7 protein-coding genes are annotated in these 7,625 nt (G+C 58.9%); 2 read left to right on the top strand and 5 right to left on the bottom strand.

Annotation, left to right across the window (positions count from 1 at the left end):
- Positions 1 to 91: 91 nt before the first annotated feature.
- From J4G14_07845 to J4G14_07860, 4 genes are all read right to left on the bottom strand, one after another.
- Positions 92 to 334, bottom strand: a complete 243-nt coding sequence (locus J4G14_07845) for an NIL domain-containing protein (protein MCE2457715.1) — start codon at positions 332 to 334, stop codon at positions 92 to 94.
- A 26-nt stretch (positions 335 to 360) separates the two neighbouring features.
- Complete coding sequence (locus J4G14_07850) at positions 361 to 1,671, bottom strand: threonine synthase (GenBank protein ID MCE2457716.1); 1,311 nt, start codon at positions 1,669 to 1,671, stop codon at positions 361 to 363.
- Between the two features lie 133 nt (positions 1,672 to 1,804).
- Positions 1,805 to 2,122: a hypothetical protein gene (locus J4G14_07855; GenBank protein MCE2457717.1), complete on the bottom strand. Its 318-nt coding sequence runs from the start codon at positions 2,120 to 2,122 to the stop codon at positions 1,805 to 1,807.
- Between the two features lie 34 nt (positions 2,123 to 2,156).
- Positions 2,157 to 2,486, bottom strand: a complete 330-nt coding sequence (locus J4G14_07860; GenBank protein MCE2457718.1) for a zinc-ribbon domain containing protein — start codon at positions 2,484 to 2,486, stop codon at positions 2,157 to 2,159.
- A 375-nt stretch (positions 2,487 to 2,861) separates the two neighbouring features.
- On the opposite strand from J4G14_07860, the gene J4G14_07865 reads away from it, so the two are divergent.
- Positions 2,862 to 3,782 carry an aminotransferase class IV gene (locus J4G14_07865; protein MCE2457719.1) on the top strand — a complete coding sequence of 307 codons (921 nt, stop codon included), beginning with the start codon at positions 2,862 to 2,864 and terminating at the stop codon, positions 3,780 to 3,782.
- A gap of 21 nt (positions 3,783 to 3,803) precedes the next feature.
- On the opposite strand, the gene J4G14_07870 is transcribed toward J4G14_07865, so the two are convergent.
- On the bottom strand, positions 3,804 to 5,195 hold the full coding sequence (locus J4G14_07870) for a flavin reductase (protein ID MCE2457720.1): 1,392 nt from the start codon (positions 5,193 to 5,195) through the stop codon (positions 3,804 to 3,806).
- Positions 5,196 to 5,385: 190 nt separating this feature from the next.
- Between J4G14_07870 and J4G14_07875 the strand changes: the two genes are divergently transcribed.
- Positions 5,386 to 7,512 (top strand): hypothetical protein, encoded by a 2,127-nt coding sequence (locus J4G14_07875; GenBank protein MCE2457721.1) that lies wholly within the window; start codon positions 5,386 to 5,388, stop codon positions 7,510 to 7,512.
- Positions 7,513 to 7,625 lie beyond the last annotated feature (113 nt).

Consider the following 7,625-nt stretch of genomic DNA (forward strand, 5'->3'; position numbering starts at 1 on the left):
CGTAACTCTGCGAAGCGGAGTCGGTATCCTCACCGTAATAGCCATATCCGTTGGGACCTCCCAAACCTCTTTTTGGAATCTTGTGTGAAGTCTAGCCTTCGATCACGTCGCCGCTTACGGGGTCTACACGTACACCGGTGCTCGTGACCCATTCGAGACCGTTGGCTACTTCGTCTTCGGAGCCCTCGAGCTCCAGTACGACCCACCCCATGTCCTCACGGACATCGGCGCGCCGTATGTTGGTGACTACCTTGAATCGGTGTCCGAGCTCGTAGATGATCGGGTCTGTGATCAGATCGGTAGGGAATGTGAATTTGACGCGCCTTCTAGCCATCCCTCGCCTCCTTCAGCCCGGCGAAACTACCTGGCCCTCGCCGCCATTGTCTGTTCGAACGAGTCGTAAGTGGGCGCAATCTGGACCGTCTCCACGACCGGTTCGACGACTTCGAGCGTCTTCAGGCCGTTGCCCGTGATGTAGGCGACGGTGACGTCCTCGGAGCCTATAAGGCCCCTTTCGATCAGGCGTTTAAGCCCTGAGATCACCACGCCGCCAGCAGTCTCTGTGAATATGCCCTCGGTCTCGGCGAGCAGCTTAATGCCCTCGGCGACCTCGCTCTCCAGCGCGATCACCCCGGAGCCGTCCGACTCCTTGATCGTCCTCAGCGCAAATGGCCCCGATGCCGGGTTGCCGATCGCTAGAGACTTCGCAATTGTGTCCGGGCGAACGGGCAGCACTTCAGTGTCGCCCCTGTCGTATGCCTGGACTATGGGAGCGCATCCCTCAGCCTGGGCGATGTGCATGTGGGTGTCGACTTCGTCGATAAGCCCAACGTCGACCATCTCTGTCAGGCCCTTGTGTATCTTGGTGAAAAGCTCACCCGACGCGCCCGGCACTATGCAGTGGTCCGGGGCTTGCCAGTCGAGCTGCTCGGCGACCTCGTAGCCGAGGGTCTTGCTGCCCTCTGCATAGTAAGGTCGCATGTTTACGTTGACGAAGGCCCACCGGTGGTTGTCGGCGAGCTCGCTGCAAAGCCTGTTGACCTGGTCGTAAGTGCCGTCCACCGCGATCAGTGTCGCGCCGTAGATGCCTGCGCCCAGGACCTTGCCCTTCTCCAGGTTTGCCGGGAAGAAGACCATCGTCGGGACGCCGGCCTTGGCGCCGTGTGCGGCGACCGATCCCATCAGGTTGCCGGTCGATGCGCACGCCAGGGTGTCGAACTCGAACTCCAGCGCCTTTGCGGCCGCGACCGATACGACTCTGTCCTTGAAAGAGAACGTTGGGTTGACGCTGTCGTTCTTGATGTAGAGGTTCTCTAGTCCAAGCCGGCGGCCGAGATTCTTTGCATGAATCAGGGGCGTGAACCCCGTGCCCATGTCGAGTGCCTTGTCCGCGTCAACCGGAAGGAAGTCGTGGTACCTCCACATGGTGTTGGGGCCCTCTGTGATGCTTTCGCGGCTCACTACCCTGGAGATGCTGTTGTAGTCGTACTCTACTTCCAGCGGTCCAAAGCAGAAATCGCACGCATTGAGGGCTTCGACAGGGTACTCCCTGTCACACCCACGGCAACGCAGACACTTTACGTGGGACAACTCCGGGTGTCCGCCCCACGCCAAAATCCCTGTTAAGACAAAGTGGGACGACGAATCGAAGTCCAAGGGGGGAACCAGCATCAGCCTGTTTCACTACAGGAAGGGATTTGAGCAATCGAAATCGTAGCAACGGGCAAATTACGTTGTCAAGAAATCGGCCCGTTGCCGAAGCTGTTTCAGTCTGGTTCGAGGTCTCTATTAGGAAGCTCTGAACCTATGCACGGCGATCGTAGAGAATGACTGAGTCGGCGCTCGAAAACTCAATGCTCTCCAAAATATGGCCGGTAAAGAGCAGGCCCTTACCCAGATCCATGAGATTCTCATAAGTGCACTTCGCGAGCTCTGGGGCAGAAAGCAGGGTCGGATTGAAAATGCAGACCCGCGTCACTGGCCCAGAGCCAAGCCTGCCACGCTTGGACACGTAGCGCATATCAAAGGAGTCCCCGGCCTGAACGCCAAATTTCATCAACAACGCGTGCTGTAATTGGTTTGTAAGCTTGCGTGCCCGCTTGGCGAATGGCCAAAGTCTCATAGAATTCTCCTAGTGTTAAGGGGCCGGTGTAGATCTAGAATCGTCTTGACGGGGCCTGTGAGCGGCGGCTCCTGAAGCAGTCATTGCAATAGACCGGGCGGTCTCCCCGAGGCCTGAAAGGTACGGTGGTGTCCTTGCCGCACTCGGCGCATACTGCCGGGTGCATTTCCCGTGTATCCTGACCGAATCCGCCGCCGCCGAATCCACCCCTGTCACGCTGACCGCGTCGCGCCTGGCGGCAGGACGGGCAGCGCCTGGGCTCGTTCGTGTAGCCCTTCTCGGCATGATAGGCCTGATCGTCAGCGGAAAAGGTGAACCCATTGCCACACTCTACGCACGTCAAGGTTCTGTCCTGGTAGTTCATCATTTTGATCTCCTCCTATTTATAGCAACTACTACAGATCTATTAGACGGAGGCGGCACTTCACCGGACGTAAATACGCCTTAGGAGATCCGTAGGGAAGCAGGGGAGGAACCGGAGGGTGAACTGGGGTACCAAGGGGCGACCGAAGGAGCTCTGGGTGATGCCACCGACTACAGCGTAGCACAGAAGTCAGAGATGCTGAAAGTGCAGGAGCCGTCGCCTGGGTTTCTGGCCCTCGCACGTTAGACGAAACTCGGGTGCCATACAGCCAAAGAGCGGTGTCGGCAGGATGTCCGCCCGGAATTCGTTTGGGACTGGTACAATCGCGATCAGTCACGAAGAAGTATCGCTGGATACGGTAACTGGAGGTGCAGAATGTCAGAGTTCACGGCTTATTTCAACGGCGAGTGGGTCCCGAACAACGAGGTAGTGATCGACCTGTTCGATCGCGGCTTTACCATGGGGGACGCTGTGTTCGATGTCGAGCGCACTTTCGATGGCAAGGTCTTCCGACTTGAAGACCACATGGACAGGCTCTACAGATCGCTGCAGTACGCCCGCATGGACGCCGGCATGACCCAGGACGAGATGACGGAGGTGACTCTTGAACTCGTACAGCGCAATGAAGAGGCGCGCGCATCGGTCGGCGACTTCATGGTGAGGCAGGTTGTAACACGAGGTGCGACGACCACAGGCTCACAGGGAAACGTCACAGACGACCTCACACCAGCCGTCGTCAACATCGTAACCCCCGTCGATTTTGCCTCATACGCGCACTACTATGAGGTGGGCGCCGCGACTGTAATCCCAAGTGCGCGCAGCTACAGCAGCGATTCGATTGACCCAAAGGCCAAGCACTACAGCCGGGGTAACTTCGTCCAGGCGCAGCTCCAGGTCGCTGACGTCGATCCTCACGCATATCCCATCATGCTCGATCAGCGGGGCAACATTACGGAGAGCGTGGCGTCCAACTTCTTCATCGTCACGGACAATGTCATCAGGACGTCCAAGGACAACAGCATCCTGCAGGGCATTTCGCGGGTGGTCGCGCTCGAACTGGCCGAGCAGCTTCAAATTGAGGTCGTTGAAGAGGACCTGCAGCCGTACGACGCCTACACAGCCGATGAGGCATTCATGACAAGCTCCAGCTACCAGTTGCTTCCTGTCAGCACAGTGGACAAGCGCACGGTGGGCGATGAGATACCCGGTCCGATCAGCAGGCAGATGCTCGCCGCATGGAGCGAGATGGCCGGGCTGGACATCGTGGACCAAGCCCTGAGCTGGCGCAACCGGTAGATGCAGGTTTCAAACCTGCCCCTACCCCTCGGCTATCTGACCGAAGCGTCCCTCGAAGAAGAGTAGCGGCCTTCCGTCGGAGACGTTGATCTCCTCGACCGCGCCGATGAAGATCGTGTGGTCGCCGGCCTCGTGCTCGGTGACCACGCGGCAGTCCATCTGCGCCAGGCTGCCCTCCACAGTAAACCCCCCGTGCTCGGTCTGCCTAATGTCGATATCCAGGTCGCCGGTCTTCTGGTCGGTGGGACGGGCGTAGTATGCGGCTATGTCCTGCTGGTCTTCGCTGAGAATGTTTATGGCGAAGCGGCGGGAGTCCCTGATGAGGGGATATGAAGTCGTCGTGTGGCCTGCGCACACCAGTACCAGCAGCGGGTCAAGCGACACTGAGTTGATCCCATTGGCGGTCATTCCGTGCACGTTGCCTTCCGAATCGGCCGTGGTGACGATGGAGACGCCGGTAGCGAACTTCCCCCACGCCTGTCGGAACGTCTGTGCATCGGGCATATCTACACCTCTGGGTTCAACTGCTAATTCGGGTTGCTGGGCGCCTCTTTCCCCCGAGGCGCGCCTGCGGCTCAGCCTGTTGATGGCTCCTGATAACCGCCCTCGGATTATATTAGCGGTGCCGGGCAATGAAAACCCCTGAAGGAACGAGGGCCCTGGCGAAGCTGTGGGCTGGACTGGGTCCTCGGTGACCGTCCCCAGTTCTCCGACCTGCGTGCGAAGCTCGCGTACCTCCTCCAGAAGAGCGTCGACCTTGTCTTCTACATTGTCCTCGGACTTTACGATCGCAGATGCCAGATTTGCCGTCAGACCACCGAACAGCCCGATTCCGACCAGCATGAGCACAATTGCAATCGCGCGTCCAATTGGTGTGACCGGCGACAGGTCGCCGTAGCCGACAGTAGTCACTGTCACAAAAGACCACCACAGCGCGTCGGGGAACGATGTGATCGAATCGTGGCCCCGCTCGACCGAAGTCACAAACGTGGCCGCGACGATCACCATGCCAATCGCGTACACAAGCAGGAAGTCGACGTTGACCAGCCGCCTCGCGCCGCCAAACGCCCGCGCACCGAACATGAACAGGCGTAGAATTCGCAGGGGTCGAATGAATGGGATCAGAACGATAAGCACTTCCAGCCAGTGGCGCCTTGCGTATGCCACCCTGTCCGGGGCTATTGCCAGCTTCGCAATGAGGTCTGCTGCGAACAACGCCCATATGAACACGTCAAGCGTGAAGAAAAGCCCCTCATCGTAGTCTGAGAGTTCCCACATCAGGGGGCCGAGCAGCAACGGAATCATTGCGAAGGACAACAGCAGGAGGGGAAGTTCCGTAAGTCGCTCGATGCGCTGAAGCATCGCCTCCCGCGCCTGCAAGTCCATAGTTCTGAATATGAGGAACCTGTTCATTTCAGAGTCTCCCAACGCCTGCCCGTACTACGATACGGGGTCGGTTCGATTGCACCAGAAGCTTACACCGTTCCCGCTTCTTGCCGAAAATCACATTCTCTCTCTTTTGTCGTATACTGGCCGCCAATGAATGGTCGAGAGGCACATGAATAGCTACGATCTCGGCTTGTAGAGCAACGAGGAGGCTGGAATGAGAAGTACGCGATTGGTGATGATTCTGGTGACAGCGTTGATGCTGTCGCTATTGGCTGCAGCCTGTTCGAGCAGTGAGACGGTTGCTCCGGAGCCGACTCCAGATTTTGCAGCCCTTATCCAGAACGCAATGAGTTCACAGCCGGCAGGAGCGACTCCAGAAGATGTCGCCTCGGCCGTTCAGTCGGCGTTGGCAGCTCAGCCGGGCGTCACCGAGGCCCAGGTAGCCAACACCATTGCCAGGGCGCTTGAGGCCCAGCCTGGTGTCACGGAGGCCCAGGTCGCAGATGCCATTGCCGGCGCACTGGCTGAAAGGCCTGGTGTGACCGAGGGCCAGATGGCTAGCGCCATTGCAGAAGCTCTCACGCAGCAGACCCCCGGCCTGACCGAGGCCGAGGTCTCTGAAGCCATAGGCAGGGCGCTGGCCGACAGGCCCGGCGTTACCCAGGCAGACATCGAGGCTGCGGTGCAGTCCGCTGTTGCAATGGCCATACCCACACCAGCCATGGTCGAGACCGACATGATGGGCATGGATGACCGTTATGGCGGCATCCTGATGTACGGTCTTGCCCCTAACGTCGAGCACTTGTTCCACCTCACCTACAGCGGTGGAGCGTGTGCTGCGTGGTGCATGACGGTGGGCGATCCGCTCACGGCGTACGGCCCGGACTCCGAGTGGAGGCCTGAGAAGTCTATCGCCGAGTCGTTCTCAATGAGTGAGGACAAGAAGACAATCACGTTTGACCTTAAGCCGGGCATCCTGTTCCACGATGGAACGGAGGTTAACGCCGACTCGGTTAAGTTCAGCCTCGAATTCGTTCTGGACGAGAACAACGGCGCGGTTACCCGTCCCGCTATTCAGGCCATTGAGAACGTTGAAGTCATCGATAACCTGACGGTTGCCATTACAACCAGTGACGTGTTCGCGCCCATTATCACCAACCTCGGCATGACCGCTGGAATGCCGGTCTCACCGACGGCGTTCAATGAGCGCGGCAAGGATGACCTGGAAGCCAATGGCACCGTGTCGACCGGCCCGTTCATGGTTGATGAGTGGGTCTCCGGCAGCCACATAGACTATGTGAAGTTCGAGGACTACCATCGTGATGGCCTACCATATCTGGATGGCTGGCGGTGGGTTGTGATCCCGGATGACCAGGTGCGTGCAGCGGCTTTGCAGTCCGATAACATTCATCTCGCGGGCATATCCCAATCGGCTTTGGACGCAATAGCGGCGTCCCGCTCCGTGCCCGGCATACAGGAATTCAAGGGATTCGCCGGTCCCAGGATGGACCACTTCAATGCCGCCAGGGCGCCCTTCGACGACATCAGGGTGCGCCAGGCTGCACAGATGGCTATGGACCGCCACGCGTGGAACCAGGCGATGAGTGGTGGTGAAGGATTCCCCTATCGCGGCTCGCTGGTACCGCCCGCTCACGCAGCGAGTTTCCAGGTTCCTGAGGATGAGTACCCGTTTGCGTACAACCCGGAGAAGGCCAAAGAGTTGCTCGAAGAGTACGCAGCCGAGAAGGGCATCTCCCTGCCAATCAGCATGATGTCAGCGTTCACGTGCACCGAAGAGCAGAAGGCTCTTGGCTGCCACGATCTGCCCGAGCAACCTATCACCATTACTACGTCGTCCAGCGCCAACAACATACGCCGCGCAGAGATCTCCAAAGCGTACTATGAAGCTGTTGGGTTCAAGGTGGAGATGGACATCGGAGGTGGTGACGAGGCCAAGCGCACCTTCGTTACCAAGGAGGCCAGCTTCTCGCTGAGAGGGTTCGGTCTTAGGCCGCACCCGTCGGGAACGTTCAACTCCTACCTCGGCTACGGCGGATACTGGAATAACGGCGGCTACGGCACCAGCGATGCCCAGATCGAGATCGACCGCCTCGTGAAGAAGGCCGCGCAGACGTTTGACCCCGCGGACCAGAACTACCTGTACCAGCAGGCACAGCGGCTCTACATGGAGAACGTTCTCGGTGGAGTCCGCACCGCGGCCAATCCGTCGTACCACTTCGTACAATCGAGCGTAATGTGGGCCGAGTTCCCTGACGCGAAGTGGGTCAAGTACCCGTCCGACGCGTCTGTCAAGATCCACGACGTCTGGCTGGAGCAGTAGGTTATGCAGGGGCGGGTCACAAACCTGGCCCCTACATATCTCACCCTTACCGTTGGAACCCACGTAGGGGCGGGTAGCGAACCGCCCCTACCATGGAACCCGTTCAGCCCGTT

The organism is Dehalococcoidia bacterium (assembly GCA_021295915.1).
In the GTDB taxonomy this organism is placed as follows: domain Bacteria; phylum Chloroflexota; class Dehalococcoidia; order Lucifugimonadales; family UBA1123; genus VXRN01.